The organism is Megasphaera jansseni (assembly GCF_047974155.1).
Taxonomy (GTDB): Bacteria; Bacillota; Negativicutes; order Veillonellales; family Megasphaeraceae; genus Megasphaera.
Genome location: NZ_JBHYRR010000010.1, coordinates 1 through 24,780 on the forward strand (window position 1 = coordinate 1; position 24,780 = coordinate 24,780).

23 protein-coding genes are annotated in these 24,780 nt (G+C 53.1%); 4 read left to right on the plus strand and 19 right to left on the minus strand.

Annotated features, from left to right (window positions below):
- Positions 1-331: 331 nt before the first annotated feature.
- The 4 genes from ACE418_RS05275 to ACE418_RS05290 form a co-directional block, all read right to left on the minus strand.
- Positions 332-2,032 carry a sensor histidine kinase gene (locus ACE418_RS05275; protein ID WP_416449629.1) on the minus strand — a complete coding sequence of 567 codons (1,701 nt, stop codon included), beginning with the start codon at positions 2,030-2,032 and terminating at the stop codon, positions 332-334.
- Positions 2,029-2,712 (minus strand): response regulator transcription factor, encoded by a 684-nt coding sequence (locus ACE418_RS05280; protein ID WP_416449630.1) that lies wholly within the window; start codon positions 2,710-2,712, stop codon positions 2,029-2,031. The genes ACE418_RS05275 and ACE418_RS05280 overlap by 4 nt, the downstream gene beginning before the upstream one ends.
- Before the next feature lie 182 nt (positions 2,713-2,894).
- Positions 2,895-4,397 (minus strand): LPS-assembly protein LptD, encoded by a 1,503-nt coding sequence (locus tag ACE418_RS05285; protein WP_416449631.1) that lies wholly within the window; start codon positions 4,395-4,397, stop codon positions 2,895-2,897.
- Positions 4,390-5,583, minus strand: coding sequence for a hypothetical protein (locus ACE418_RS05290; RefSeq protein WP_416449632.1), 1,194 nt, complete (start codon positions 5,581-5,583; stop codon positions 4,390-4,392). The genes ACE418_RS05285 and ACE418_RS05290 overlap by 8 nt, the downstream gene beginning before the upstream one ends.
- A gap of 301 nt (positions 5,584-5,884) precedes the next feature.
- Between ACE418_RS05290 and ACE418_RS05295 the strand changes: the two genes are divergently transcribed.
- A complete protein-coding gene (locus ACE418_RS05295; RefSeq protein WP_416449692.1) occupies positions 5,885-6,433 on the plus strand; it encodes an NADH peroxidase in 549 nt (182 codons plus the stop codon).
- Between the two features lie 68 nt (positions 6,434-6,501).
- Here ACE418_RS05295 and ACE418_RS05300 read toward each other — a convergent pair whose 3' ends face one another.
- Positions 6,502-7,509, minus strand: a complete 1,008-nt coding sequence (locus ACE418_RS05300) for an SLAC1 family transporter (protein ID WP_416449633.1) — start codon at positions 7,507-7,509, stop codon at positions 6,502-6,504.
- 120 nt (positions 7,510-7,629) lie between these two features.
- Positions 7,630-8,556, minus strand: a complete 927-nt coding sequence (locus ACE418_RS05305) for a LysR family transcriptional regulator (RefSeq protein WP_416449634.1) — start codon at positions 8,554-8,556, stop codon at positions 7,630-7,632.
- A 138-nt stretch (positions 8,557-8,694) separates the two neighbouring features.
- Between ACE418_RS05305 and ACE418_RS05310 the strand changes: the two genes are divergently transcribed.
- Positions 8,695-9,594 carry a universal stress protein gene (locus ACE418_RS05310; protein ID WP_416449635.1) on the plus strand — a complete coding sequence of 300 codons (900 nt, stop codon included), beginning with the start codon at positions 8,695-8,697 and terminating at the stop codon, positions 9,592-9,594.
- Between the two features lie 26 nt (positions 9,595-9,620).
- Positions 9,621-11,027 carry a radical SAM protein gene (locus ACE418_RS05315; protein ID WP_416449636.1) on the plus strand — a complete coding sequence of 469 codons (1,407 nt, stop codon included), beginning with the start codon at positions 9,621-9,623 and terminating at the stop codon, positions 11,025-11,027.
- A gap of 212 nt (positions 11,028-11,239) precedes the next feature.
- Here the strand turns inward: ACE418_RS05315 and ACE418_RS05320 are convergent, their stop codons facing one another.
- From ACE418_RS05320 to ACE418_RS05360, 9 genes are all read right to left on the minus strand, one after another.
- Positions 11,240-11,938: a TVP38/TMEM64 family protein gene (locus tag ACE418_RS05320; protein ID WP_416449637.1), complete on the minus strand. Its 699-nt coding sequence runs from the start codon at positions 11,936-11,938 to the stop codon at positions 11,240-11,242.
- A 45-nt stretch (positions 11,939-11,983) separates the two neighbouring features.
- Positions 11,984-13,048: an anthranilate phosphoribosyltransferase gene (gene trpD / locus ACE418_RS05325; RefSeq protein WP_416449638.1), complete on the minus strand. Its 1,065-nt coding sequence runs from the start codon at positions 13,046-13,048 to the stop codon at positions 11,984-11,986.
- 85 nt (positions 13,049-13,133) lie between these two features.
- Complete coding sequence (gene truA / locus ACE418_RS05330) at positions 13,134-13,916, minus strand: tRNA pseudouridine(38-40) synthase TruA (protein ID WP_416449693.1); 783 nt, start codon at positions 13,914-13,916, stop codon at positions 13,134-13,136.
- The gene (locus ACE418_RS05335; protein WP_416449639.1) at positions 13,916-14,713 is read right to left on the minus strand and encodes an energy-coupling factor transporter transmembrane component T family protein; all 798 of its coding nucleotides are present in this window, start codon (positions 14,711-14,713) and stop codon (positions 13,916-13,918) included. Before ACE418_RS05335 ends, truA begins: the two co-directional genes overlap by 1 nt.
- Positions 14,703-15,575: an energy-coupling factor transporter ATPase gene (locus tag ACE418_RS05340; protein ID WP_416449640.1), complete on the minus strand. Its 873-nt coding sequence runs from the start codon at positions 15,573-15,575 to the stop codon at positions 14,703-14,705. The genes ACE418_RS05335 and ACE418_RS05340 overlap by 11 nt, the downstream gene beginning before the upstream one ends.
- On the minus strand, positions 15,560-16,399 hold the full coding sequence (locus ACE418_RS05345) for an energy-coupling factor transporter ATPase (protein WP_416449641.1): 840 nt from the start codon (positions 16,397-16,399) through the stop codon (positions 15,560-15,562). Before ACE418_RS05345 ends, ACE418_RS05340 begins: the two co-directional genes overlap by 16 nt.
- Positions 16,400-16,424: 25 nt before the next feature.
- Entirely contained in the window at positions 16,425-18,530 is a 2,106-nt protein-coding gene (gene feoB, locus ACE418_RS05350; RefSeq protein WP_416449642.1) for a ferrous iron transport protein B, read from the minus strand.
- Positions 18,523-18,753, minus strand: coding sequence for a FeoA family protein (locus ACE418_RS05355; protein WP_416449643.1), 231 nt, complete (start codon positions 18,751-18,753; stop codon positions 18,523-18,525). Before ACE418_RS05355 ends, feoB begins: the two co-directional genes overlap by 8 nt.
- An 11-nt stretch (positions 18,754-18,764) precedes the next feature.
- Positions 18,765-19,322 (minus strand): DUF805 domain-containing protein, encoded by a 558-nt coding sequence (locus ACE418_RS05360; protein ID WP_416449644.1) that lies wholly within the window; start codon positions 19,320-19,322, stop codon positions 18,765-18,767.
- A 116-nt stretch (positions 19,323-19,438) separates the two neighbouring features.
- Between ACE418_RS05360 and ACE418_RS05365 the strand changes: the two genes are divergently transcribed.
- Complete coding sequence (locus ACE418_RS05365; RefSeq protein ID WP_416449645.1) at positions 19,439-19,900, plus strand: hypothetical protein; 462 nt, start codon at positions 19,439-19,441, stop codon at positions 19,898-19,900.
- A gap of 258 nt (positions 19,901-20,158) precedes the next feature.
- Here the strand turns inward: ACE418_RS05365 and ACE418_RS05370 are convergent, their stop codons facing one another.
- The 4 genes from ACE418_RS05370 to lysS all read right to left on the minus strand — a co-directional run bounded on the left by ACE418_RS05370 (position 20,159) and on the right by lysS (position 24,773).
- A complete protein-coding gene (locus ACE418_RS05370; RefSeq protein WP_416449646.1) occupies positions 20,159-20,986 on the minus strand; it encodes an undecaprenyl-diphosphate phosphatase in 828 nt (275 codons plus the stop codon).
- Between the two features lie 192 nt (positions 20,987-21,178).
- The gene (brxF, locus tag ACE418_RS05375) at positions 21,179-21,646 is read right to left on the minus strand and encodes a BREX-3 system P-loop-containing protein BrxF (protein WP_416449647.1); all 468 of its coding nucleotides are present in this window, start codon (positions 21,644-21,646) and stop codon (positions 21,179-21,181) included.
- Between the two features lie 112 nt (positions 21,647-21,758).
- Complete coding sequence (locus ACE418_RS05380) at positions 21,759-23,057, minus strand: hypothetical protein (protein WP_416449648.1); 1,299 nt, start codon at positions 23,055-23,057, stop codon at positions 21,759-21,761.
- Positions 23,058-23,261: 204 nt separating this feature from the next.
- A complete protein-coding gene (gene lysS, locus ACE418_RS05385; RefSeq protein ID WP_416449649.1) occupies positions 23,262-24,773 on the minus strand; it encodes a lysine--tRNA ligase in 1,512 nt (503 codons plus the stop codon).
- Positions 24,774-24,780: the final 7 nt, after the last annotated feature.

Here is a 24,780-nt window from a genome sequence, read left to right on the forward strand (position 1 = left end):
AACGAAAAACTTTTAAGTTGAAGGGGCCTCGCATGATGGCAAAAACCTTCGTGCGACAGCCCCTTTTAAGTGGTTAGCAGTTAGTGGCTAGTGGCTAGAGGATGGGGTTAAATTTAAAGGTTTTCTCTGCAAACTACAAACTCTATTGCTACAAACTATAAAGTAAATGGGGCCTAGCATGAAAGCAAAAGCCTTCGTGCGACAGCCCCCTTTTTTGTAGGGGCGTCCCGTGGGACGCCCGCTTCGGACAAGTATTGAACTCCCAGACCGGAAATTTCTCCTCCAAATGTTGGGGCGGGCTTGCCACGTGCAAGCCCCTACGGATGGCTCCCTACATCGGCAGGGTGACGGTGATGGTCGTGCCTTCGTTTTCTTTACTGCTCAAGGCAATGGTGCCGTGATGCTGTTCGACGATGTGCTTGACGATAGCCAGGCCCAGGCCAGTCCCCTTGATTTTGCGTGAACGGCTGGAATCGGCCCGGTAAAAGCGTTCAAAGACACGCTGCTGTTTATCCTCAGGTATGCCGATACCTGTATCACGGATGATGAAGAAGGCCTTGTGCCCATCGTGTCGGACATCGATGTAGACATGGCCGCCAGGCCGATTGTACTTGATGGCATTGTCGAGGAGATTCATGATCATTTCCCGGAACAGGCCACGGTCCGCCCAGACTTCTGTATCGTCCATGGTGCAGTGGACGGTGACTTTCTTTTCCATCAGGACCGGTTCCATGAATTCCACGATATCCTGGATCAAATCGCGCAGGCACAGCCGGTCGGGATGGATTTGGCGCTTGCCATCTTCGATGCGGGCCAAGTGCATGATTTCTTCGATCATCTGCAAGAGGCGCAGGGCTTCCTTGCGGATGAGCGTCCCGAAATGGATGACGTCGTCTTTATTCTTGAAAATACCCGTCGACAAGACTTCGGCGAAGCCGCTGATCGACGTGAGGGGCGTCTTCAGTTCATGCGATACATTAGATGTAAATTCCCGGCGCAGCTGTTCCCGATGTTCCTGTTCGGTCACGTCGTCGATGATGAAGAGGGTCCCATAAAAATCGTCATCTTTATAGACGGGCTGAATGGTCAGCAAGTACAGGCGGTCCGACCGGATCAGCTTCACGTCACAGGCACTGTCGATATGCTGCAAGGCATCCCAGGATACATCAGGGATGAGTTCCTTCAGATTGCGCTGCAAGACGTCCTGAGTCTGGCTGGCTCCGAGGAAATGGGCAGCCCGCAGGTTGAGGCCGGCAATACCGCAGGCCTTGTCTGTCAGAATGACGCCTTCCTGAAGATTTTCCATGATGAGGCGCATAATATTGCGCTGCTGCTCCAGGCTGCGCATATTGTCGGTAATGGTCTGGCTCTGCAAGAAAATTTTATCGACTAACGGCTGCAGTTCATGGTCGACCTGCGGCGGCTGCCCCATCTTCACATCGCTGTCGTTGATCTGACGGATGAACAGGGCCGTCTGCCGCAGCGGGCTGAGCAGGCTCGCCGTCAGCAGCCGCGACGCCTTGATGCAGGCCAGGGCTGACAACCCCAGTAAGAGCAAGGCCCAGGGCAGGAGGCTGAGGAAGTGGGCATAAAACGTATCCCGTTCCAAACTGACCCGGAGAATAGTCCCATCGGGCAGCTTCTTGGCATAATAGTAGAGGGCTTTCGATACGGTCTGAGAATCGCGGACAGCTGTCCCCTTGCCGTTCTCGATAGCGGCCTTGACTTCCGGCCGGGCCAGGTGGTTTTCCATGACGCCCTTATCATAATCCGACTCAAAGAGGACATCGCCGTTGGTGTTGATCCAGGTGATGCGCAGACCATCCGTATCATGAATGCCGAGTTTCTTCAAATACAGCGACGTATCCTTTCCTTCTTCAATCGTCGTCTCGACAACATCCATGGTCATGACCAGTTCCTGCTGGATCTGATGCTGCGTAGAGTTCCAGAAGAACCACGTCGAAATGAGCAGGGTCACGGCCATGCAGGCCAGGCCCATCGTCAGCAGGCTGAGGTAGACTTTACGCTTCATACGTTCCCTCCGATGACGTAGCCTACGCCGCGGACGGTATGGATGATCTTGCCGCCATCGCCCAATTTCTGGCGCAGGCTCTTGATGTGCATATCAATGGTCCGGCTTTCGCCTTCATAAGTAAAGCCCCAGACGGCTTCCATAATCTGTTCCCGCTTGAGGACGATATCCGTATTGACCAGGAGATAGCGCAGGAGCTCAAATTCCTTGACCGTCAGGTGGCAGGGCTTGCCGTCGACGGTCACGATGTGTTTTTCCTGGTCCAAGGAAACGGGGCCATACGTATAGAGATTCGTTTCCGTGTTCTGCCGGCCGGAACGGCGCAGGACGGCACGGATACGGGAAATGAGCTCGACGATGCCGAACGGCTTGCAGACGTAGTCATCGGCGCCGCCGTCCAGGCCTTTGACGATATCGTATTCACTGGTCTTGGCCGTCAGCATGATGACGGGCAGCGTCTTGTACTGCTGGGTCTTGCGCAGTTTATCGAGGATATCATTGCCGCTTTCACCGGGCAGCATGATATCCAGGAGGAGCAGGGCCGGCGTCCGCTTCTCTAAAGCCGGCCAGAATTCCTTACTGTCGGCAAACGTTTCGACTTCGAAATCCTGGCTGCGCAGGGCATACCCGACGAGTTCACGAATATTTTCATCATCTTCCACACAGTAAATCAAAGGCATAAAGCTACAGTCCTTTCCTGTAAAATCTAGTTTTCTCATTTTATTCCATTATAGCGCAAAATCACAAAAATGCGCTGTAAAAAGAGGGTAAAAAAAGGAGCTGTCGCATCGCGACAGCTCCTTTCAAGTTGTTAGTGGCTAGTTGTTAGTTGTTAGCGGATGGATTCAAAATCACCCATCCTTTAGAAATCGAAGTCCTTGGCTTTTATTTTGACCTGCCATTCTTTGTCTACCTGTTTGTAGGTAATGGTGGCGATGAAGGAGTGGAGGTCGCGGACCCAGGTGTAGTTACGGTCGGAAATGTGGTCATCGTCGAGGTCCTGAGCCCAGGTGAAGATGATGGTATCCCGCGGCGTCAGGACGTAGCCGATGGACAGGCCATGCTGGCGGGGATCATCGAGGGTATCGAAGCGGTATGGCGTGTAGCCGCTGACATTGTGCTTCTTATACCAGAAACTGGTCCACAAGCGGTCGTTGATGCCCTGGTTGAGGATGACACCCGAATAGGGATCGCGGCGCTGGGCATCATTGGTAGAATACAAGTCCTTGCGATAGCCGGCGAAGAAACGGACATTGGCCCGCTGCCACAAGGGAATGGGCGTATGGGTGATTTCCGTGCGGAAGCCTTTATGGGTCCCCGTCTTGACACCATCTTCGGCCCAGCGGCCCCAGTTGGCACTGGAATCGATGTAGAGGCCCGTGTCACCGAGATGGATGCGTGGCGCGAAATATTCCAGTTCCGGCCACTTCGTAGCCCAGATATTATCGTCATTATCGGTACTTTCTTCCTGGCTGTAGCCAAAGCGGAAAGTGCCTATCTTGGTATTCTTCTGAAGCTGGGCAGCCGGCTTGAAGCCATTCTTGGTATTCAAGGCATAGCTGGCATGGAAGCTCAAGTCGCCGGACTGGTTGAGGGGCACATCGGCATAGCCCCGGACGCCTAAGCCGTCATCACTGTTATATGTCGGCCGCGGCAGCAGCGTGAATAAATAGGATTTCGTATGTTCGCTATCCAGGCGGCCTTCATAATGGCCATAGGTGAACAGGCGGATGTGCTTGAACCAAAGGGCCGTATTTTCAGCCGTGAACTTTTCGCCCGGGTAGATGCGGATGTCGTCGCCGGTGATATAATAGTCCGGCGTCTTGGCAACGGCATGGGGCGTCGTAATCAGGCCATGCTTGATGTAGCCGACGTTATCGTACATTTCAGCATCGGTCCCGCGGACGTATGTCGTCGGGCCGACGAAGCCTTCGACCTTGTCCATGACCATGCTGCCGTTCTGGCTGTTATAGGTCACATCCTGACCGGTCAGGGCATTGGTTTCGTTGACGTAGACTACAGGGCCTTTCGTATGATAGACACCGCTCTTCATGTTGCCTTCGACATAGTTGGCATGGACTTCATCCATGCCCTGCTTGATATCGACATTGCCCCGGCTCTTGACATAGCCATCGGAGTTGCGGGCGACAAAGGTATCGGCCGTCATGTGGACGGGCTGCTGCGGCAGGACGACGTCCTGCGAAGCAGAGGCCTGGTCCAAATCGACGGGCAGGATTTTCTTTTCTGTCACGGGAACGGCCATGACCTTATCTGTATGAAGTTTCGCTGTATTATCAGCTGCACTGGCCGAAAAGGTCAAGGGCAGCAGGGCTGCAATCATCGCCGCTGTCCACGTTTTATTCATTCGCGTCACCTGCTGTATTGGATTGAATGGTCACGACGGCCTGCTGGTCGTCATTATGTTTGCTGTTTTCCAAATCGATAGGCGTAACCGTACCGTCTTTCAGGCCGGCCTGCAAGTCGCCGTTGCTGCTCTGGGGAGCCGTATCGCTATCGCTGTAGGTTCCGGCATCGCCAGCACCGCTGTTGTCGACATCACCATTGGTAACGGGAGCAAAGGACGGGACTTGTACGCCGCTGGCAGCCATATTGGCCGTCTTCATATCATCCATGACCCCATTTTCCTTGAAGCCGACGACTTCGGCATTTTCCTTGGTTTCGGCGTACATCGTCGTCCCTGCCGGGATATCGACTTCATTGCCATGGACGAAGAGGCCGCCGACCAGGCCGACCGGGCCGAGGATGATGGCCCCGGCTGCCGAAGCGCCGACAGCACCGGCCATGCGCTTATATTCTTCTTTCGTCTTATCGCCGACCGTCAGGGCTACGGGCGAACCATCGGCGGCGCGGACGTTGTCATAAGTGATTTCGATTTTGCCGTCCTTGCCAAAGCGCCCCGATTTCCGGGCTTTCGTAACCGTCCCCGTCGCTTCCATGCCGCGGGGGATAGCGATGACGTCGCCGACGCAGACATCATCGGCCACAGCAAAGCGGACGACGTCGCCTTCCTGAATGGTCTTCGAGTTAAGGGCGTCGATATTGGTCAGCGTCACCAGCGTATTGGCCGGGATGGTCACGGTCTGAGAAACATACTTCTTATTGCCCAGGAGTGTGCGGCGCAGGGCCAGGATGCGGCCTTCCAGCGAGCCGCTCATGGTCTTGCCGTCGATGCTCTGTTCCAAGGATTCGACACGGACCAGCAGCGGTTCATCCGTAATCTGGCCGGAATACTGCCACTGCATGAGATTGACGGCTGTCAGCAGGGACAAATCAGAACCGGAATTCCCATATACATCTTTATATAAGGTATCGGTCTTATCCTGTAAGCTGCCCGATACTGTTGACTGGCCGTTGAGCAACTTGTCCAGTGCTGCGATGCGGTCGTTCAGGGATCCGGTCTGTGTCGTCCCGTAAACCGTCGTTTCGACTTTATCCGCTTTTTCCAGAATTGTATAATTGGCTGCACTGGCGGCCATGGTTCCACACAAGGCCATGACAGCCAGGATGCATGCTGCTTTCTTCTTCCACATAGGCGTAACCTCCAAATTTCAGTCTCTTTCTATGCTAATCGTATCGTCTTGGCTTTTTCTGAATACTACCTCCATTATATAAGACTCATGTATAAATTGCAATAAAATGGTGCCGCCTCGGCCTTTCAAGGGCTTACTTTTTAATCAATAATTATTTTCAATTAAAAGTTTTACAAAATTACTCTTGATTTTCCACCATCGGTCTGTTATAATGTAGCCATAACAAATAAAAGTTATTTGTTAGTATTCAGTTAATATCCATTTTATTCAAAATGTATTATAATATCAGGAGGAATGAATGATGAAAAAATTTGTATGCGGTATCTGCGGTTTTGTTTATGAAGGTACAGAAGCTCCGGAAAAGTGTCCTCAGTGCGGCGCTCCGAAAGAAAAATTCACGGAACTCGTCGCTGGCGTCAAAGAATATGCTGACGAACATCGCGTAGGCGTTGCTAAAGGCGTCGACGAACGCATCCTCGAAGGCCTCCACCTTAACTTCACCGGTGAATGCTCCGAAGTCGGCATGTACCTTGCTATGAGCCGTGTCGCTGACCGCCAGGGTTATCCGGAAGTTGCTGAAGCTTACAAACGCATCGCTTTTGAAGAAGCTGAACACGCTGCTAAATTCGCTGAACTCCTCGGCGAAGTCGTTACACCGGACACCAAGAAAAACCTCGAAATGCGCGCTGCTGCTGAACAGGGTGCCTGCGCTGGCAAGAAAGAACTCGCTACCCTCGCAAAACAGCTCAACCTCGACGCTATCCATGATACTGTTCATGAAATGGCAAAAGACGAAGCTCGTCATGGCCGTGTATTCGATGGCCTCCTGGCTCGTTACTTCGCAAAATAATCCTTTTCAGGATTCTAAAAGCCCTGCTGCACATGCAGCAGGGCTTTTTTGCGCTATCGTGAACCAGGTCAATATAATTTCCATAACTCCCGATGAAAGGCAGCGCTCATCGTCTTCCAAGACAAGTACAGGAGCAGGATGGTCCCGAACAGCAATAAGAATAAGGCCAGTCCTTCCGTCCAGGCCGCAGCATGGTCGACGCTATAATGGAGGACGCCATTGGTAAAGGCCATGGTAGGAAAACTACAGGCCCACCAGCCCATGCAAAAGGAAGAATGGCGCATGACGTGCAGGACTTTCAAGGCAATCGGCCAAAACATAAAAATCCCGGCATTGATGAACAGTTCCGTAAAAATATCAGCTTCAAAAGTCTGTGTATAGGTAATATAGCCCATGCCGAACGGCGCCATCAGAATCATCAGGCTGGGCTGGACCGCATCTTCAACATGTTTGGCAAAGACACTGTGCGTAAACAGCAGGGCAATGACGGGAATCCCCGTTACCAGGCCGATAGCTACACAAAAAATGGAAATATCATGATAGCCAGGATTTTGCAGGACATTGCCTGCAACGGGAATGGTAATGGGGCCGAGGACGGCCAGCAGCCACGCCGGCGTCACCGAAGAAATTTGCTGGTCATCATACAGCCAGTGCTTCAGCAAGACCCAGCTGAAAACCAGGATGATAATCATGCCGGCATACCAAAAGACACTGGCTGCGACCGTATTGTACGGTGCCAAGACGGCAGCCAGCAAAACTGTCGAAACATTGAAGGTCCCAAAAAAATTGACCTTTGTCGGACTGTTCCATTCAGCCCGGACAGCTTCTGCATCGATACGCCATTTCTGGAAATAACGAAAGAAGATATACACATACAGGCCAAGCGCACAGAAGCCAAAGAATTCGCCAATGAACGGCGTAATTCCCCAAATATCATGCGCCATGCGCCAGGCAAAACAGAGACCGCAATACCCCATAGCCGCTGCAAAAGTCGAGATGGACATAAAATGTACAAAGCCAATGTCCCGGACACGCTGCCGGTCTGCCCGCTTGATGATTTCAATATGCCGTGCCATACAGGATCTTCCCCTTTCATAAATCGTGACTGGATTCACATGCAACTCCACTGTAGCACGGCCGGCATCATAGGACAAATATTTTTTAATTTATTATTTTCATAAGTTTTTGGCTATGGTTTATGGCCTGACGACATCACAGATGACGCTGATGACCGCTTTGTCGGCCTTAGATAAGTACCGTCCCCGTTTATAAGCCAGGACGACATCCCAATCGTCCAGATAGGCCCGTAAGGAAAAATATTGCGGTTCCACAGCCGGAATATTGGATACAGCCAGGCCGCCCGGTACGATAGCCGCGCCGACGCCGATGCCGGCCAGAGTCTGAGCCGTAGCCATGTCGGTCGTTTCCAGGGCGATGTCCGGCGTTATGTTCAGCGCTTCGATTAGGGAAAAAAAGGAATGGCGCAGTTCCTGGCCTTCTTTCATGACTAAAAAAGGATGCCCGTCGAGGTCGTGATAATCAAAGACCGGATAGATGGAATGGAGGCCCTTGTCATACAGCGGTTCCCGTCCCAGTCCCCACTCCGGCGAGACGGCCAAGAGCAATTCTTCCCGGAAAAGTTCGATATAGTCCAAATCCGTATGACCGGCTGGCTTGACGACGATAGAAAAATCCGTTTTCCCCTGGAGGGCAAAATCCTCCAATTCCCGCGTCGTCCCTTCTTCCAGACAGATGTTGATATGCGGATATCGTTCATTGATGATGGGAATCGCCCGTGCCAGGATTGTTGAACTGCGATAATTAGAACTGCCAATGCGCACAGTCCCGCCAATGGTCTGTCCCAAATCCTGGATACGCTGTTCCCGGACCTTGCACAAGTCTTGTATCTGCCCTTCGATTTCCAGATAAATCCGCCCGGCTTCGGTCAAGGTCACGGGCTGATGGGAACGGTCAAAGAGTTCCGCACCGATATTGCGCTCGATGCGGCGAATGAACTGGCTCAGCGACGGCTGCGTAATATATAATTTTTCCGCTGCTGCCATGAAACTCCCTGTTTCAGCAATTTTACGAATATATTCATATTCACGTCTTTCTGAATCCATAAGCACTCCTTTCAAGTACAAAAATGCTTCGTAATACTAATTATAACACATCGATTATATTTGGTATATCGCAAAACCACTTTGACGGAAGACCCCTGCAAGACTATGCTAAAGATAACCTGGTAAGGAGGTATTTTTATGAAAACATATCATCATATCCTCGTCCCCGTCGACGGGTCTGATCATGCTAAACAAGCACTGCAGCATGCTATTGATATCGCTACGATTACCGGCGCATCGATTACCCTGCTAAGTGTTGCCAATATGGCGGACATCATCAATCAATTCAGCCAGATAGAAAATACGAGCAAATTGACGATGGACGAAATGACGGCTTCCGCCCAGGCGAACAGCACGGGCATTTTAAAACAATTTGCAGCAATGGTGCCCGATTCGATTCCGGTACAGTCCATTTTTGAGCTCAGTGCCCCGGAAGCGGCCATACTGGAAGAGCAGAAATCCCAATCGGCAGACCTCATCTGTATGGGCCGTGGTGGCAGCCAGCCCTTCAAGAATTTCCTGCTCGGCAGTGTCAGCACGTACGTCGTCACCCACGCGCCTTGCCCGATTCTCCTGGCCCGCGATGAAAAGAAAGGGCCATACCAGCATATTCTGGTCCCGGTAGATGGCTCGGAATCATCCTTGCAGGCTTTACAGCAGGCTGAAGTCCTGGCCAAAGGAGATGGCGCTTCCCTGACGCTCCTCTACGTCGCCAGTGTTAGTGACAGCCTGCATGATACGGCAGTTCCCGACACGATGGAGCCACATAAACTGCAAGAATTGGCCGAACATATGAAGAACAAGGGCCAGAATGCCTTTCTGCGCTGTAAAGAACAGCTTACTTCTGAAGTTCCATTGCAATGTCTCTACCGCATAGGCTCACCGGGTCCGGTCATCTTACAGACTGCCGCCGCATCAGATACGGACCTCATCGTCATGGGCAGCCGCGGCCTGGGCCGCATCCAAAGCGTCCTCTTAGGCAGTGTCGGCCGCTACGTTTCGTCCCATTCCGGACTTCCAGTCCTCATTATCCGCTAGAACTGCCGCTTGTATTTCCTTAGGAGATGATACCCTTGAACAAACTCGTACATAAAGCCCAAAAAGAATCCGTCTCCCTTCTGGTCAACCGCATCATGGCCGAAAAAAATCCTGAAGACAGAAAAAAGACCTTGAAGCGCCTGTCCTATATTATGGAAACCTTTTTTGGCGATTTATTTGAAAAGGAATCTTTTGCCAATGCCCGCAAGCTCATCGATGAAGGTGGCAAATGGTTCCAATTCCTGAACCGGGCCTTAGACACCCTCAATCCGAATGTCGTCCGTACGGCCATCATGGACCTCGGCTTTGAATCCGGTTTCTACGGCCTGCGCACGCGGGAAGAAGCCAAAACAAAATATCACTGCAATATCCCCTGGGCCATCCTCTTCGACCCGACCAGTGCCTGCAATCTGCACTGCATTGGCTGTTGGGCCGCCGAATATGGCCATACCATGAACCTGTCCTACGACGTTATGGACAAAATCGTAAGCCAGGGCAAGGAAGTCGGTTGTCATTTCTATCTGCTCACCGGTGGGGAACCGCTGGTCCGCAAAGCCGATATCCTCAAGCTCTGCCAGAAACATCGGGACTGTGAATTCCACGCCTTTACCAACGGGACCCTGATTGACGAAGCGTTCTGCCAGGAAGTCACCCGGGTCGGGAATCTCAGTTTTTCCCTCAGTGTCGAAGGCTTCCGCGAAGTCAATGACAGCCGCCGCGGCGAAGGCGTCTTTGACAAAGTCATGCACGCCATGGACCTGCTCCGTCAGTACGGCATCGTTTTCGGTACTTCGATTTGCTATACCCGTAAAAACATCCAGACCGTCACGTCGGACAAGTTCCTCGACCTCCTCATCAGCAAGGGAGCCTGGTTCACCTGGTACTTCCATTATATGCCCGTCGGCAACGACGCGTCCGTCGATTTATTGCCAACGGCAGAACAGCGTGCCTATATGGTCCGCCGCATCCGTGAAATCCGCAGCGTCAAAGGCGGCAAGCCGATCTTCGCCATTGATTTCCAGAACGACGGCCAGTTCATCGACGGCTGCGTCGCCGGCGGCCGCAATTACTGCCACATCAACCCGAACGGTGATGTAGAACCGTGCGTCTTCATCCATTATTCCAGCGCCAATATCAATGACCAGGACCTCATCTCCTGTCTCCAGCAGCCGTTATTCCAGGAATATGCCAAAGGGCAGCCCTTTAATCACAACCACCTTCGTCCCTGCCCGATGCTGGAAAATCCCCAGGCCCTCGTCGATATGGTCAAACGAACGGGAGCCAAATCGACGGACATGCAGTCACCAGAATCGGTTGAACACCTCTGTGCCAAATGTAAAGCCTATGCTAAACATTGGCAGCCGGTAGCCGATAAGTTATGGACTGATATCGTCCAGGACGATAAAAAATCGTCAGAACAAGAAATCTCGTAAAAATTAAATCCATCCGCTAACAACTAACAACTTGAAAGGGGCTGTCGCACGAAGGTTTTTGCCATCATGCGAGGCCCCTTCAACTTAAAAGTTTTTCGTTCGTAGTTCATCGTTCATCGCGATGGATTGATATTTTTAATCCCATACGACAAACGATGAACGACCTACGATCAACGTAAAAAGAGGCTGTCTTAATGCGACAGCCTCTTTTTTTACTTCACGCTATGATATCGGTTTTTTTTTATGTGACGCTTGCGCCACCAGATGATGCCGTAGATTACGGAGACGACAGCTATCAGTATGAGCAGGCGGCCCCAGTGTTCCTGGATGCGCAGCAAATCATGGCCCAGCCAGACTTCGACCAGGACGGCCGGCATCTTGCCGAAGAAGTTGGCGATGAAATGGTCGCGGTAGGAAATATGACTCAGCGCGCTGAACGCCGTGACGACGACATTCGGTGCATACGGGATGGCCCGGCCCATCATGACCGTCTTGATGCAGCTGTAGGAATCGAGTTTCTCCAGCATCTTGCTCTTGGAAATGACCTTCTGTGCCTGCTTGCGGAGCAGCGTCCGCGTCAGGCGGAAGCTGATTTCAATGCCGATGACTTCGCCGATCCAGGAAATGATGATGCCCGGGATGAGGCCGAAGATGATGCCGTTGACAGTCAGGAAAGGAATGGACGGCAGGCCGATAGCATTGACAAAGGCAATCATGAAAATGCTGATGCCGATGGCATAGAAGCCAAACGAGGCAATGTAATCGGCTAACCCATCCAGATCGCCACTGACGGTCAAATGCCACATGATCGAATAAAAATCAGGCGCCATGAGCTGAATCGATAAAAACATCAAGATAACCAGCAGGCCCCCGCCGATATGAAGGAGCCAGCCTAAATATTTATCATTCATAGAAATGCGGTCCTCACGTAATAATGAATTTTTTCGTACCCTTTATTATACCATATCACCCGGGTCCTTGTCTGCTATGAGCTTCACTTTTTCAGCCTCACCCAGGCGATGGCTCAGGATGAGGAAATCATCGAGCTTCTGCCGGGCCAGGCCGCTGTCGATGAGACGGGCCGCTTTGCGGATACCGGCATAGAGATTGAGGACACTGCCCCCAACATAGAGGCCGGCGCCGGCATTGAGGAGGACCGCCGTCCGTGCCCCGCCCTTGCGGCCATCGAGAACAGCTCGGGTAATGGCGGCATTGTGCTTGGGCAGGCCGCCGCGCAGTTCGTCCCGCGAAGCCCTGGACAGGTTGAAGTCTTCCGGCCTGATTTCATAGGTTGAAAACGCTTCCGGCGTAAATTCGCAAACCGTCGTCGCTGCCGATGCCGAAATCTCATCACTGCCGTCCTGTCCATAGACGACCATGCCGTGACGGACGCCGAGAGCGGCCAGGACATGGGCCATGGGCTCGACCAGGTGCGGCGCATTGACGCCGAGGATCTCATAGGCTGCATGGGCCGGATTGGTCAGCGGCCGCAGGACATCGAAGACCGTATAGATTCCCAGCTGTTCACGGACGGCATCGATGCGCTTCATCATATAATAGTAATAACGCGTATAGAAATAGCAGAGGCCGATCTGCCGCAGCATGTCCAGGCAGCTTTCCGGACTGAGGAAGATATTGGCCCCCAAGGCCTCCAGGACGTCAGCCGAGCCGCTGCGCGACGTCTTGGCCCGGTTGCCGTGCTTGGCGACGCGGACGCCGCCGGCGGCGATGACGAAAGACGCCGTCGTCGAGATATTGAAGGTCTTGGTCCGGCCGCCGCCAGTCCCGACGATATCGAAGACGTCCATCGTACAGGGAACGTGCATGCTATATTTCCGCATCGTCCGGGCAAAGGCCGTGATTTCCTGCTCTGAGGCGCCCTTCGTCGTCAAAGCTGCAAAAAAAGCAGCCAACTGGACGTCTGAAATCGTCCCTTCCATGATCTGTTCCATGACGATAGCACTTTCCCGTTCGCTAAGGTCTCTTCCTTTAGTAATGGTTTTCAGTAAGCTGGTCAGCATCGTCCTCACCTCCGCCTGAAAAAAACGGAACTATACTATTCTCTTTTATTATAGCATATTATGCCCATCAGTGTCGCCAAAAGGCTTATTTTCCCTCTAATTCGGCAATGCGCCTTTTCAATTCCCCTTCATCATAAAAGACGGTCTCCAGGCACAGGCCCTGAGCCGGTGCTGTCGCCCCGAGCTGAGTCCGGTCACCGCTGGCGAGGATTTCCCGGAATCGGTCCGGTGTCAGGCGGTGCAGCCCCAAGTCGACGAGACCGCCGGCTATATTGCGTACCATATGATAGAGGAACCCATCTCCGACGACATCGATATCGAGGACATGGCCCCGCTCATGGAGTGTAATAGAATACATCGTCTTCACCGGATTCATGGGCGTCGTATTCTGGCCTTCAAAGGCAGAAAAATCATGGGTCCCCAAGAGGATGGCCGCCCCTTCGCGCATGGCCTGCCGGTCCAAGGGCTTGCGGATGAACCAGGCATAGCGCAGGAGAAAGGGATCGTGCATGCGGTTGTTGTCGATGGAATAGCGGTAATGCTTGCCGACATTGTCGTGCCGGACGCTGAAGCGCTCGGGCATTTCCCGGGCCGACAGGACGGCAATTTCCGGCGGCAGATAGCCCTTCATGGCATAGGGTATTTTTTCCGTCGGAATCGATCCCTGACCATAGAAATTGACGACCTGGCCGCGGGCGTGGACGCCGGCATCGGTGCGGGCTGCGCCATAAATGGTAATAGGCGTCTGAAAGATAGCCGACAATCCCTGTTCGATACAGCGTTGGATCGATTCGGCATTGGTCTGACGCTGAAAGCCGTGAAAATCCGTACCGTCATAGGCGACGACGAGGCAGATATTTTTCTTCATCATAACCACCGCATGGCAGCCAGGACGGCCGTGACGATCAGGACGGCTGCCATGGCGATGCCGTCCCGGTAAGTATAGGACAATTCGTTCATCCGCGTCCGCCCTTCCCCGCCGCGATAGCAGCGGGCTTCCATGGCCGTCGCCAGGTCATCGGCCCGGCGGAAGGCGCTGACGAAGAGGGGCACCAGCAAAGGTATCATATTCTTGCCGCGCTGCAGGAGGCTGCCGCTGGTAAAATTGGCACCCCGTGCCGTCTGGGCCTTCATGATGCGGTCTGTTTCTTCCAGCAGGGTCGGGATGAAGCGCAGGGCAATGGTCATCATCATGGCCAGCTCATGAGCCGGAACGCCGATGCGCTTAAAGGGATTGAGCAGGTGTTCAATGCCGTCAGTCAGGACGATCGGCGACGTCGTATAGGTCAGGAGCGACGAAAAGACGATGAGGAAAACCAGGCGGGCCGTCATGAGAGCCCCCTGATACAGGCCTTCTTTGGTGATGTGGAAGATGCCGTACTGCCAGAGGACATCACCGGGCGTCGTAAAGATATGGACGCCCATGGTGAAAATAATGATGACCCACAAGGGCTTCAGCGACTTGAGGATGAATTTTGCCGGCAGGCGGGAAATGGCGAAATTCAAGGCCACGAAGGCCGTGACGATGGCATAGGACGCCAGGGAATGAGCAAAGAAGATGGCGACAATGAAGATCATCGTAGCGACGATCTTGATGCGCGGGTCGAGTTTATGTAAGAAAGACGTGCCAGGGAAATACTGGCCCAACGTAATATCACTGAGCATGGCCCTTGCCTCCTTTCAGGCAGTCAAAAATAGCCTGTGCCCCTTCTTCGACCGTCCGTACCCGGTCGTCGACGGCAAAGCCCCGTCCCTGGAGATACTGGAGGACCCCCGTCACAGGCGGCACGGATACGCCGGCATCGTGCAGGGCCTGCTGCTGAGTCGCAAAGATGTCCAGCGGTTCGCCGTCGAGAACGATGTGGCCGTGGGACAAGACCAGGAGGCGGCTGGCCAAGCGGGAAATATCATCCATGTTGTGCGATACTAAAATGACGGTAATGCCCTTTTCCTGATGCCAGCGCTGGATTTCCGAAAAGATTTCCCGCCGGCCGATGGGGTCCAGGCCGGCTGACGGTTCGTCCAGGATGAGGTACGACGGATGGATGGCGATGACACCGGCAATGGCGACGCGGCGCATCTGACCGCCGCTCAGTCGGAATGGCGAGCGGTCGGCATACGTTTTATAATCGAGGCCGACGAAGTCCATAGCTTCTTTGACCCGTTCCGTGATTTCTTCTTCGCTCAGGCCGAAATTGCGCGGCCCGAAAGCGATATCCTTGGCAATGGTTTCTTCAAAGAGCTGATATTCTGGATACTGGAAGACCATGCCGACTTTATGGCGCATAGCCATGGCTTCTTTCGTCTTCTTGCCGATATCGGTCCCGTCGACGGTCACCGTCCCTCCCGTCGGCCTGATGAGGCCGTTGAGGATCTGGACCAGGGTAGACTTGCCCGAACCGGTATGACCGATGATGCCGACGAATTCCCCTTCATGGATTTCAACATCCGTATCGTAGAGGGCCGTCTTTTCAAAAGGCGTCCCGATGCCGTAGGTATAGGTCACATTGCTTAACTTAATCGACATAATGCATCTCCTAATTCTTCCTCTGTAATGATGGAATCCGGCAAATCAAGGCCTTTCTGGCGCAGCCGTTCTGCCAGCTCTGCCGCGACCGGTACGTCGAGGCCCATGGCCTTCAGTTCTTTGACACGGGTGAAGACATCGCGCGGCGTGCCGTCCATCTTCAGTTCGGCCCGGTCGACGACGACGACCCGGTCGGCCTGGACCGCTTCTTCCATGAAATGAGTGATGATGATGATGGTAATGCCTTCGTCATGGAGCTGATGGAGCGTATCCATGACTTCCTTGCGGCCGACAGGGTCGAGCATCGCTGTCGGTTCGTCGAGGACGATGCAGTCGCACTGCATGGCCAGGATGCCGGCGATGGCGACGCGCTGTTTCTGGCCGCCGCTCAGGAGATGCGGGCCGTGCTTGGCATAAATGGTCATATTGACGCGGCGCAGGGCATCGCTGACGCGTGTCTTGATTTCATCCGACGGAACGCCGAGGTTTTCCGGCCCGAAGGCGACGTCTTCTTCGACGACGGCGGCGACGATCTGGTTATCCGGATTCTGGAAGACCATGCCGACGTGCTGGCGTATCTTCCAAATATTGTCCGGGTCGTCGGTCCGCATGCCGCAGACTTCACACGAGCCGGACGTCGGCGTCAAGAGAACGTTGAAATGCTTAGCCAGGGTCGATTTGCCCGAGCCGTTGGTCCCGATAATGGCGACAAACTCGCCCTTGCCGATTTCCAGGGAAATATCCTTCAAAGCATAGACCACCTTGCCGTCTTCATCTTCATAGGTATGGCTGAGATGATCCGTTTTAATCATAGGTTCTGTCATACTGCACTCCTTAGGTGATTAGTGATTAAAAAATCCGACTTCCGATCTGGTAGACGAAGAAGGTCAGGACCCAGGCGACGGCAATCTGGAAACAGACGGAGAAAGCCGTCCACTTCCAGCTGTGCGATTCGGCATGGATCGTGGCGATCGTCGCAGCACAGGGAATATAGAGCAGCGAGAAGAGCATCATGCAATACGCATTGAGCTGGGTAAAGCCGCCTTGGCTCATCATAGAAGCCAGCGCCGCCAGGGCTGCGGGAGAATTGATGTTGACGCCATCGAAAAGGACGGCAAAGCTGGAGACGACGACTTCCTTCGCCGAAATACCGGCGATGAGGGCCAGGGAAATCTGCCAGTACCCCAGGCCGATAGGCGCAAAGAAAGGCACAATAGCCTTGCCGACGATAGCCCCGAAACTGTCGGCCATATCGCCATAGCCGGCAGGGCCGAAGTTGAGGATGAACCACATGAGGATGGAAGCGGCAAAGATGACTGTACCGGCACGGCTCAGGTAATCCTTGATCTTTTCCCAGACATAGACGTAGACCGTGTGGGCACTGGGCCGCTTGTATTCCGGCAGCTCGATGAGCAGGTCATTTTCCTTTTTCTGATGACTGAAAAGGTTCATCGCCTTCAACGCCACCAGGGCGACGATGATACCGATGAGGTACATGGAATAAGCGACGATCATGGCATCATGCGGGAAGAACATGCCCGAAAAGAGGATATAAATAGGCAGGCGGGCGCTGCAAGACATGAACGGCGTGACCAGCATCGTCCGATAGCGGTCGCGCTTATCTTCCAGGGCCCGGGAGGCCATGATGGCCGGCACGCTGCAGCCAAAACCGAGGATCATGGGGATGAAAGCCCGGCCGGATAAGCCCAGGCGGTTCATGATGTCGTTCATGACGTAGGCCACGCGGGACATATAGCCGCTGTCTTCCAGGATGGCCAGGGCAAAGAAGAGGATACAGATATTGGGCAGGAAAGTCAAAATCCCACCGACGCCGGCGATGATGCCGTCGCAGACCAGGGAAATGAGCATGTCGTCAGCGCCCAGTGAGGTCAGGCCGCTTTCAGCCATGGCCGACAAGGCGTCAATGGAGCCCTGGAAGGAATCCTGTACCATATCGCCGATGAAGAAGGTCAGAAAAAAGACGACGGCCATAATGGCCAGGAAGATAGGGATACCCATCCATTTATCGGTCAGATAACGGTCGACGGAGTCGGTCGCCGCCGCTTTCGACGCCTGATTGACGACGACTTCATGGATGATTTCTTCAATGAAGGCATATTTCTCAGTAATGATATCCGTTTCATAGCTGCGGTCCAGGACGTGATGGACGTCATCGACGGGATACTTGGCCGTAATTTCCGGGTCCCGTTCGAGGAGTTTCAGGGCGTGCCAGCGGTGATTGTACAAATCGGGATATTTATCGTGCAGGAGCTGGCGCACGGCGTCGATGCGGTCTTCCATTTCATCGCTGTAGACCATGGCGAATTCACTGTGATGGTTGTGCTGATGATGGGTATGATCCGAATGGTTGTGGATGAGCCGGTCCGGATGGACGTGGTCTTTATGGTGTACCGCCGCATGGAGCAGGACGCTCAGGCCGCGGCGTTTCAAGGCCGATACGGGGATGACCGGTACGCCGAGCATTTCAGGCAGGCGGTGCAAGTCGATTTCCATCCCCCGCTTTTCGACGATGTCCATCATGTTCAAGGCGACGACGACGGGTTTCCCCAGTTCCAGCAGCTGCAAGGTCAGGTAGAGATTGCGTTCCAGAGCCGACGCGTCGATGACATCGACGATGACGTCGACATCGTCACTGAGGATGAAATTACGTGAAACCTGTTCTTCCATAGTGTACGACGTCAAGCTGTACGTCCCGGGCAGGTCGACGAGGTGGATGTGATAGCCATGGGCATTGATGGCGCCTTCGACTTTTTCTACGGTAACGCCGGGCCAGTTGGCGACCTTGAGGTTAGCCCCCGTGTAGGCGTTGAACAGCGTCGTCTTGCCGCAGTTCGGATTGCCGATGAAAGCGACGGTCATTTCCTTTTTTTCAGCTGCTGCCGGTGCCTTCTGTACCTGTGGCCGGCTGGCTTTTGTCTTCACTTCGCTAGTCATGGTCTTTCCTCCTTACACCGATGTGCGACGAAATCCCCTTTCCCAGGGCCAGGCGGGTACTGCGCATCTTGATGATGACCGTCCCTTCATTCTTGTTGTTGAGCACGGAGATTTCCGTCCCCTCGATCATCCCCAGAGCCTGCAGGCGTTTTTCCGTCTGATCTGGCAAATCCAATTTTTCGATGATATAATCGTGTCCGATTTTTCCTTCTGCTAAGGTCATGCTGCTGCCCCCTATCGTGCCCGTTCCGGGCCATAGGCATTGTCACCAGACGTCCCCTTGACGGTGAACAGGCCTAAATATGATACGGCCATGATCGACTGGACAGCCGTCGCCGCCGTGTCCTGCCCCAGGATGGGCAGGACATAACTGGCCAGGTAACAGATAAAGGGAATGGTAAACATGAGACCCGGCTTATTGATGTCGTGACAGCGCCGGACGCCCAGGGAAATCTGGGACCAGATGGCAGGAATGGACAGCAGGACGAAAATGATACCGAAGATGATGGCATATTCCATATGATTGATTAAAATAGATTCGACAATCTTGCTGTAGAGGATGATGGAAAACATGAACTGGGCGAACATCAAAATCAGGGTCCGGAAAATAAAAGGCCGGCGCTGGATGCGGCCGGTAAAGCGGAAATACTTGGCCTTCAGATCGGCAAAGTCGCGGAAACTGACCAGGCTGTTTTCACTGCCCGGGCCGACAGGCATGGCAAAGCCGCGATGGATCCGTGCCGATTGGCGGGACCGCTTCTTCAATTTAATTTTCTGATTGCGTTGAGACACAACGATTACCTCCTATAAAATACTCTTAGTATTATCCTACTATATTCATGGCCTCGATTCAATTCATTTCTGGCAAAATATGATATAATAGAAAAAATTACTTGAAGGAGGTCCCTATGGAATCTACTGTCTTTACGAATCTGCGCGGCTCTGAAGGAGCCCTGACCTTTAATTTTTTCTGTGAATCCCTGATTACGTCGCTCCACACCCTGACACACGTCATGGAAGATGCCGGAATTACCGTCCCGGACAACGTCGGCGACATCGCCGATGCCTTAGGGGAAATGGGCAGCCACCTCATGGAAGACTATCAGCGCGACGAACTCGACTTAGGCCGCTTCAAGGACGAAATCCTCGACTTCTATGACCTCAATTTCGCCGTCAACGATGCCCTGGCCTCAGCCATCATGAGCCATGATGACCTGCAGTATTATTACTATGTCTACATGCAGGGTCTGTACATCTTCTTCCCCAACATGATGGAAGCCTTCAATGCCGACATCGACGACGAAAAGATCATCCCCTTCCTCGACAGCCTGGCCAACGAATTCCGCCAGCTTGCCGGCAGCGGGTCGTAATTCGTGGTTCGTGGCTGCGGCCTGCGGCCTAGTGGTTCGTGGCTCGGGCGACCTTCATGGCCGCATCGTAGGGGCCGTCCCAAAGGGCGGCCCGTTGTGGGAATCCCGATAACCGATTCAAAAAAAAGAGCCTGTGCACGATTACGTGCGACAGGCCCTTTTTATCGTAGGGGCCGTCCCAAAGGGCGGCCCGTTCTGGTTAGTGGTTAGCGGATGGCTTCAAATTTAAAGGTTTTCTCTGAAAACCAAGCCGATGCCCTACAGGATGAAGAAGTAGACGAAGGAAATGACGGCTACGACGAAGCGGTAGTAGGCAAAGGATGCCAGCGTCGATTTGTTCATGAATTTCAGGAACCAAAGGACCGAGACATAAGCGACGATGAAGGCCGTAATGAAGCCGATGACGATCATGACCAGGTCGTTGCCGCTGAGGTCGCTCAGGCTCTTCAAGAGGTCGTAGAAGCAGGCGACAATCATGACCGGTACGGCAATGATGAAGGAAAAGTCAGCGGCTGCCTTACGGCTGAGGCCCAGGAAGAGGCCGCCGGCAATGGTCGAACCGGAACGGGAAAAACCAGGCCATAAAGCCAGGATCTGGAACATGCCCGTCAGGAAGGCCTGGGCAATGGTCATCTTTTCGACGTCGTTACAGACCGTCTTGGTATGGGACTTTTCAGCGACGAGCATGAAGATACCGCCGATGATGAGGCCGATGATAACTGTCCCTGCCGAAAAGAGATAGGTCTTGATGGCATGATGGGCCAGATAACCGATACCCATGACCGGTACGATGCCGGCTGCGATGTGCGCCAGGGTCAGGCCCGTATCGGTGCGGAACCAGTTTTCCCGGCGGAAGAGGTCCCAGCAGCGGTACTGATGGAGCATGCGGATGAATTTTTCCTTATAGATGATGATGACCGACAAGATAGCGCCGAGCTGGATGAAGACTTCGAAGACGCTGGCCCTGGGGCCGGTAAAGCCGAGCATATCGCCGACGAGAATCATATGGCCTGTCGAAGAAACTGGCAAATATTCCGTTACCCCTTCGACGATGCCCAGGATGACGGCAATAATATAATCACTCATGTTTTTAACTCCTTTTCGCTGAATACCTGATGAAATGCTTACAACAATACTAGAAAGTATACCACAATGGCTGGTAAAAAAAAAGTGCTGCCGCGCAAAGAGCTTGTCTTCACGTGACAGCACCCATTCTAACAGGGATCTATGAAAAAACGATTGCGAAAAGATAACGAATCTTTAAACTACGCTTCTTTTTTATTCATCGAGGCAAATGACGTGATTCGGGTTATCGATGACGAATTTAGCGTATTTCGGATCGCCATTGTGTTCAAAATACAACGTATTGCCTTCCAGGCTGCCGCGCCAGCTGACGATGATCGGGCATTCGCGGCTCAGCTTCTTCAACATCGCTACGGGATCGAGATTCAGGATCGGTGCGAACAAGAATTCAACGTTATCAATCATGACAACACGGGCATTGAGACGGTGAATAGCTTCCGACACCAGGGCAATGGCCTTATCCGGGCGGTCAGCACGGGGGATTTCCAGGAATTCATCGTCAAAGAGTTCCCGGGCTTCACAGATTTTCCAGCCATCCTGGAATGTCAGTTCACGAATCAGTTTGCTCTTGCCGGAGCCGGGTCCGCCAATGAGAATCAACAATTTTTCATCGTCCTGGGCAATGTACTTCCACCGTTTTAAAACATCTGCATCTGTAACCATGAAAATCACCTTCGTTTTCTTATATTATTTATTTTATTATACCTAACTTTCATCATATAAGTAAAGCATTTTTGCTATTTTATTTTGACATATGATAAAACAGTATGTATCATCATTTCAATCCATACCGTTCCATCGGGTCCTGGATGTTCTTGATCGGCATCGACGTCAGGATGATGTCATCGACGTAAGGCTCATTGTGGCGCACGACGATGACCAGGGACACGCCTTTCTGATAAGGGCTGTCATAGTAATAGGCGTCGACGGATTTTTCTTTGTCCGGACCCCATTCGACGCGGTCCGGCCGGCCATATAAGGCCAGGATGGTCGAGACGTGATAGCCCAGGGTCGCTCCGCGGCCGGTATAGGCATTATTCGTCAAGAGGAAGACTTTCTGCACGATGTTGCGCCGGTCCACTTCGACGCCGTAATCGCCGTAGAGCCAGAAATTACTATTATTGCGCTTGACCAGGTTGGTCCACATGTTGTATTTGTTCGGCTCGAACGGCTGGTTAAGGGCGAAGCCCATGAGGGTAAAGTCCCGTTCACTCAGCTTCATGCGGTCTGCCGGTTCGTCACCGGTAATATACGGCGGCCGCACCGGCATGAGGGCGACGCGTTCGATGCGGCGGTTGCCGATAGCAAAGACGTACATGACATCTTTCCGCGGGCTCTCATAGGTAAAGTAATAGACATTGGCGTCGGCATCACGCAGGACCGAATCGGGCAGGCCATACTGGCGCAGCAGCACTTCAGCCGGATATTTCAGGCGCACGTCCCGGCCGATGAGGATGTTCGTCCCGGCAGACAGGAACATCGATTCGGCACCGGGAATGACGGCTTTGCGCGTCTCTGCGCTGTGGCGCAGGCTGTCGGCCGTCTTATTGCGGAAGACGAAGCGCATCTTCAAGTCCTTGTCATTGTACTGCATGGTCGTATAATGAGTACTGCTGGAAAATTTCGCCGGCGGCCCAAAAATACGCTTGACTTTGGCCTGGCTGTCGCCATGGTGGATACTGCCTATGTAGAAATCACTGGCCTGCAGGGGCGGAATGGTCAGCGTATCCAGCGAATCGAGGAGGGCATAGTCATCATCCGTCGGTATATGGGCCGTTTCTTTTTTGCTATCTTTATTATCTTTGCCGTCTTTATCGGCTTTATCGGCTTTATCGGCTTTACCGTCTTTATCGGCTTTACCGGTTTTATCCGCTTGGCCGGCTTTATCACCGGCCCCCGGTGTGACGGCCTTATCGGCGGACTGGACGGCCCCGGCATTCCCGCCGGCATCCACTGCGGCAATAGCGGCCCCGGGCAGGGCTTTTTCCGGCTTTTCAGCCGACGCCGCTCCCGTTGCCGGCCCCCAGGCCAGGCAGGCAGCGAAGACCAGCGCAGCCATGGCTGTACATTTCATAGCGATCCTCCTTCGTAGGATTGAGAAAACGGAGCTGTCCAATGAAGACAGCTCCGTTTTACGTTGGTCGCAGGCCGTTCATCGTTTGTCGCAAGGGAGCAAAAATAACAAGCCATCGCGATGAACGATGAACGACGAACGAAAAACTTTTAAGTCAAAGGAATCGTGCATGATGGCAGAAACCTTCATGGAACCGTCCTTGTCTTATTTATGCTGTTCCGGACGGCTCAACGGGAAGAGGAGGACGTCGCGGATAGACGGGCTGTTGGTCAGGAACATGACCAGCCGGTCAATGCCGATGCCCAGGCCGCCTGTCGGAGGCAGGCCGTATTCCAGTGCGCGGCAGTAATCTTCGTCCATCTGATGGGCTTCGTCATCGCCGCGTTCCCGTTCCTTCATCTGTTCGATGAAGCGGTTGCGCTGATCGATGGGGTCATTCAATTCCGAGAAGCCATTAGCCAGTTCACGGCCATAGATGAAGGCTTCAAAACGATAGGTCAGAAGCGGGTTGTCCCGATCCTGTTTGGTGAGCGGTGAGATTTCCAGGGGATGACCGGTAATGATCGTCGGCTGGATGAGGTTTTCTTCGACGAATTTTTCAAAGAAAGCGTTGATAATCTTGCCGACACCATCGTACTGTCCATATTCGACGTCGTGTTCGTCAGCCATCTTGCGGGCCGTTTCGACATCGGTGATGCCTTCAAAATCAGCGCCGCTGAATTTCTTGACAGCTTCGATCATGGTCATGCGGTCCCACGGCGGCGTGAGGTCGATTTCCTTGTCGATGTAGGTTAGTTTCATCGTGCCATAGAGCATTTCTGCCAGTTTGGAAACCATGTCTTCCGTAATGTTGATGACGTCTTCCAAGTCGCCATAAGCCTGGTACAATTCGACGGTCGTGAATTCCGGGTTATGACGTGTATCGATGCCTTCGTTGCGGAAGCAGCGGTTCATTTCATAGACCCGTTCCAAGCCGCCGACGAGGAGGCGTTTGAGGTGGAGTTCCGGGGCGATACGCAGGTAGATGTCCATATCAAGGGCGTTGTGATGCGTCTTGAACGGGCGGGCAGCTGCACCGCCGGCGATGGTATGGAGCATCGGCGTTTCGACTTCCAGGAAATGGCGGTCATCGAGGTATTTGCGGATGCCCTTGATGATCTTCGACCGTTTGATGAACGTATCTTTGACTTCCGGATTGACGATGAGGTCGAGATAACGCTGGCGATAACGCGTTTCCTTATCGGTCAGGCCGTGGAATTTTTCCGGCAGCGGACGGAGCGATTTGGACAAGAGGGTCCACTTTTCGACGCGGATCGTCGTTTCTCCCGTATGAGTGACGAAGACGGTCCCTTCGACGCCGACGATATCACCGATATCGAGGAGCTTGAACAAATTATACGATTCTTCACCGAGTACGTCTTTACGGAAATAGAGCTGGATTTCACCGCTCAAGTCGCGGAGGACGCAGAATGCGGTCTTGCCGTGACGGCGGATGGCCATGAGGCGGCCGGCGACGCTGACGACGGTTTCATTCTTTTCCAGTTCGACGGCGTCATCTTTGACTTCCTGTGCATGATGATCCCAGTTGTATTTCTGACCGAAGGGATAGATACCGGCATCGATGAATGCCTGCATCTTTTCGCGGCGGACCTTCATCTGGTCATTCAATTTTTCTTCTTCAATAATGGGCGTTTCTTTTTCTTTCGTGTCCGACATGATATTC

Excerpts from the sequence above, each read along its gene's own strand:
- ACE418_RS05300 (WP_416449633.1), bottom strand. The coding sequence starts at position 7,509 with ATGGCACGGCATATTGAAATCATCAAGCGGGCAGACCGGCAGCGTGTC.
- ACE418_RS05345 (WP_416449641.1), bottom strand. The coding sequence starts at position 16,399 with ATGACAGAACCTATGATTAAAACGGATCATCTCAGCCATACCTATGAA.
- ACE418_RS05280 (WP_416449630.1), bottom strand. The coding sequence starts at position 2,712 with ATGCCTTTGATTTACTGTGTGGAAGATGATGAAAATATTCGTGAACTC.
- lysS (WP_416449649.1), bottom strand. The coding sequence starts at position 24,773 with ATGTCGGACACGAAAGAAAAAGAAACGCCCATTATTGAAGAAGAAAAA.
- brxF (WP_416449647.1), bottom strand. The coding sequence starts at position 21,646 with ATGGTTACAGATGCAGATGTTTTAAAACGGTGGAAGTACATTGCCCAG.
- trpD (WP_416449638.1), bottom strand. The coding sequence starts at position 13,048 with ATGCTGACCAGCTTACTGAAAACCATTACTAAAGGAAGAGACCTTAGC.
- ACE418_RS05340 (WP_416449640.1), bottom strand. The coding sequence starts at position 15,575 with ATGTCGATTAAGTTAAGCAATGTGACCTATACCTACGGCATCGGGACG.
- ACE418_RS05355 (WP_416449643.1), bottom strand. The coding sequence starts at position 18,753 with ATGACCTTAGCAGAAGGAAAAATCGGACACGATTATATCATCGAAAAA.
- ACE418_RS05310 (WP_416449635.1), top strand. The coding sequence starts at position 8,695 with ATGAAAACATATCATCATATCCTCGTCCCCGTCGACGGGTCTGATCAT.
- ACE418_RS05370 (WP_416449646.1), bottom strand. The coding sequence starts at position 20,986 with ATGAGTGATTATATTATTGCCGTCATCCTGGGCATCGTCGAAGGGGTA.
- ACE418_RS05380 (WP_416449648.1), bottom strand. The coding sequence starts at position 23,057 with ATGAAATGTACAGCCATGGCTGCGCTGGTCTTCGCTGCCTGCCTGGCC.
- feoB (WP_416449642.1), bottom strand. The coding sequence starts at position 18,530 with ATGACTAGCGAAGTGAAGACAAAAGCCAGCCGGCCACAGGTACAGAAG.
- ACE418_RS05290 (WP_416449632.1), bottom strand. The coding sequence starts at position 5,583 with ATGTGGAAGAAGAAAGCAGCATGCATCCTGGCTGTCATGGCCTTGTGT.
- ACE418_RS05315 (WP_416449636.1), top strand. The coding sequence starts at position 9,621 with ATGATACCCTTGAACAAACTCGTACATAAAGCCCAAAAAGAATCCGTC.
- ACE418_RS05295 (WP_416449692.1), top strand. The coding sequence starts at position 5,885 with ATGAAAAAATTTGTATGCGGTATCTGCGGTTTTGTTTATGAAGGTACA.
- ACE418_RS05285 (WP_416449631.1), bottom strand. The coding sequence starts at position 4,397 with ATGAATAAAACGTGGACAGCGGCGATGATTGCAGCCCTGCTGCCCTTG.
- truA (WP_416449693.1), bottom strand. The coding sequence starts at position 13,916 with ATGAAGAAAAATATCTGCCTCGTCGTCGCCTATGACGGTACGGATTTT.
- ACE418_RS05275 (WP_416449629.1), bottom strand. The coding sequence starts at position 2,032 with ATGAAGCGTAAAGTCTACCTCAGCCTGCTGACGATGGGCCTGGCCTGC.
- ACE418_RS05335 (WP_416449639.1), bottom strand. The coding sequence starts at position 14,713 with ATGCTCAGTGATATTACGTTGGGCCAGTATTTCCCTGGCACGTCTTTC.
- ACE418_RS05320 (WP_416449637.1), bottom strand. The coding sequence starts at position 11,938 with ATGAATGATAAATATTTAGGCTGGCTCCTTCATATCGGCGGGGGCCTG.
- ACE418_RS05365 (WP_416449645.1), top strand. The coding sequence starts at position 19,439 with ATGGAATCTACTGTCTTTACGAATCTGCGCGGCTCTGAAGGAGCCCTG.
- ACE418_RS05305 (WP_416449634.1), bottom strand. The coding sequence starts at position 8,556 with ATGGATTCAGAAAGACGTGAATATGAATATATTCGTAAAATTGCTGAA.